5 protein-coding genes are annotated in these 2,781 nt (G+C 42.1%); all 5 read left to right on the forward strand.

Annotated features, from left to right (window positions below):
* Positions 1-355, forward strand: a 355-nt coding sequence (locus HYS07_08370) for a histidine kinase (GenBank protein MBI1871189.1), incomplete at its 5' end; no start/stop codon positions are given.
* A gap of 93 nt (positions 356-448) precedes the next feature.
* Positions 449-766 carry a hypothetical protein gene (locus HYS07_08375; GenBank protein MBI1871190.1) on the forward strand — a complete coding sequence of 106 codons (318 nt, stop codon included), beginning with the start codon at positions 449-451 and terminating at the stop codon, positions 764-766.
* Positions 747-1,433 (forward strand): hypothetical protein, encoded by a 687-nt coding sequence (locus tag HYS07_08380; protein ID MBI1871191.1) that lies wholly within the window; start codon positions 747-749, stop codon positions 1,431-1,433. The genes HYS07_08375 and HYS07_08380 overlap by 20 nt, the downstream gene beginning before the upstream one ends.
* Positions 1,409-1,582, forward strand: a complete 174-nt coding sequence (locus HYS07_08385; GenBank protein ID MBI1871192.1) for a hypothetical protein — start codon at positions 1,409-1,411, stop codon at positions 1,580-1,582. Before HYS07_08380 ends, HYS07_08385 begins: the two co-directional genes overlap by 25 nt.
* A gap of 101 nt (positions 1,583-1,683) precedes the next feature.
* A partial coding sequence (locus HYS07_08390; protein ID MBI1871193.1) for an ATP-binding protein occupies positions 1,684-2,781 on the forward strand: 1,098 nt, incomplete at its 3' end.

Raw genomic sequence — 2,781 nt, forward strand, 5'->3', positions numbered from 1 at the left:
CCATCAAACCAAGAACTTAAATGTGGTCCGCAACAATGCCCTGCGGCTTCTCAAGCTGATGAATCAGCTTTTAGACTTAATAAAAATTGATGCAGGGAAACTGGAGCTTCGTTTGAGCCAGGTGAATGTGAGGGATTTCTTGAGAGAGATTGAGGACTCTATGTCTTCTCTAGCCGAGCAAAAGAATCTGAAGCTTTCTTTTGAGTGTGAGGAATCACTCCTTGGCGAATTCGACCGAGACCAGATTGAGAAGGTGGTCATGAACCTGATTTACAATGCGGTGAAGTTTACGTCGGAGGGTGGGTCCATTGAGGTAAAAGCAAAAACGGTTGAAGGCATCTTATCCTCAACCTAAGGTTGACTTTAGTTACCATACATATTACTATAATCTAGGTAATGTATGGTAACTAAACAACCGAATCGATTGACTACAGTCCTTAAGAATTCGATGGGTCCTCTTCAGGGCGTTCTGGAAGAGGAGCTGCGAAATTCGCTCTATTTAAAACGTTCCTACGAAAGGGCATTGTCAAAACTCCCCAAAGGAAGTTTAGTTGAGAAAAAGATCAAGGGACATCGCTACGTGTATCTTGTCTATAGAGAAAAGGGGCGCGTTCGATTTAAATATCTGGGGAAAGCAAATTCAATAGATTTGGAGAAATATAGAGAGGACAAAATATACAGAGCGAAATATCGAAAATTATTATCTCAGGTTGGCCGACAGATCAGATTCTTGAGGAAGGCATTACGTGCAAAAGAAACAGCATGACTTATGCATGGAAATTTTGAGGCGACTTCAGGCGAAGGACCTTCTGAGACATGTCATTCTCATCGGCAGTTGGTGTGCTCTTTTCTATAAAGAGTATTTTCCCGGTGAGACATATTTACCTTCTCTGAGAACCCGAGACATCGATTTTCTGGTTCCAAGCCCACAAGAGATTAAAAAGAAGGTGGACCTTTTTGAACTTTTCAAAGATCTGGGCTTTATAGTGGGTTTTCGGGGTAAAGCAGGATATATTCGCCTAGAACATCCAGAGCTGATGATCGAATTTTTAGTCCCTGAAAAGGGTAAAGGACGCGACACTCCTTTTCCCTTACCGCAATGGGGTCTGAACGCGCAAGCTTTAAGGTTTCTGGACTTGTTGATTCATCATGTGATCTATATCCATCTGGACAATCTGTCTATCGCCGTTCCTCATCCCGCTAACTTTGGTGTTCATAAAATCCTGATTTCTTCACGAAGAAAACAAAAGGAAATGGCTGAAAAGGACATTCAAATGGGGATAGGAATATTAAAAGCGGTGATTCAACATGGAGAATCAGCGATGATCCCGGAAGCCTTCCGTTTAATTTCCAAGAAATGGAAGACAAAAATTTTAAAGATTCTTGAAGAAAGAGAAGGAAAAGATTTTTGCAAGATGCTAGAGGGAGTTTGAAGAAGGGGGAAGAATCTCTTCAAGGCGAATTCGACCGAGACCAGATTGAGAAGGTGGTCATGAACCTCGTTTACAATGCGGTGAAGTTTACGCCGGAGGGGGGATCCATTGAGGTGAGGGCGAGAAGGGTGGAGGAGAAAGAAGCTTAACATAAAACTTATTTGACATAGACTGTATTAAAAGATATACTTAATTTACATTTATAGCAATAAAAGTAAATATCATTTAACCCTTCTAAAGGTCGAAAACAATGTCTGTCGAAAGAGATCTTGCGAAGCACATTTTATCTTTTCTCCACCGCCGAGAGTTTATAGCCCTCTTGGGGCCACGCCAGGTCGGTAAAACCACGCTTTTAGAGATGTTGAGAACGGCTTTGATCCAAAAGATGGAGGGCAAGAGTGAGCTGGTTCGGCAAGTCACTTTCGAAGACCGTCGAGTCCTGGATGAATTTGAAAGAGATCCCACCGCCTATGTGGCCTCTTTTTTTTCCACGCCGCCCCCTCTCTCGGCCTATTTGATGGTGGATGAATTTCAATACGCAGAAAGAGGCGGTCAAAAATTGAAACTTATTTTTGACACGATGCCCTGGCTTAAAATCATTGTCACTGGCTCCTCATCCTTGGACATCAAGGCCCAGATGGGAAAGTACATGGTCGGAAGAATTCTCACCTTTTATCTTTATCCCTTCAATTTTGGAGAATTTCTAAGGGCTCAAGACACTCGCCTGGAGAGAATTTATCAGGAGAGGAATCAAAAGATTTTAAGTTGGCTGATGGAGGGTAAAAAAATCCCTTTTCAAAGAGGCGAAGATGCTTTCATTTCGGAAATGGAGAAATATTATGAAGAACATTGTGTTTGGGGAGGCTTCCCTGCCGTTATTCTCTCCAAGAGGAAGGAAGAGCGATGGAAAGTTCTGGGAGATATTTTTAACAATTACCTTTTAAAAGACATCAAGGGACTTTTGGCCTTGGCTACGGACCGGGACTTGGTGAATCTGGCTCAATACCTTGCCCCTCAAATCGGTAATCTCGTGAACCATCACCATTTGAGCCAGGCTTGCACCCTGGAATATCGAAAACTAAAAAAACATTTGACCCTTCTTCAGGAGACTTTTATTTCTCAAGAGATTCGTCCCTTTTTCAAAAATCGTCAAAAGGAATTGACCAAAAGTCCGAAGATTTTCTTTCTGGATTTGGGATTTCGTAATTTCCTCATGGAGAATATGAATGGTTTCAGAAAAAGATCAGATGCAGGCGCCATGGTGGAAAACAGGGTTTTTATTCGCCTGCGTGAGCTTTCAGAGGATTTAAGGAAAATCAACTTTTGGAGAACAAAAATGGGTGCAGAA

Source organism: Chlamydiota bacterium, from assembly GCA_016178055.1.
Taxonomy (GTDB): Bacteria; Auribacterota; JACPWU01; order JACPWU01; family JACPWU01; genus JACOUC01.

Bases quoted from the DNA above. Each gene is read 5' to 3' on its own strand.
- HYS07_08375 (MBI1871190.1), top strand. From the start codon at position 449: ATGGGTCCTCTTCAGGGCGTTCTGGAAGAGGAGCTGCGAAATTCGCTC.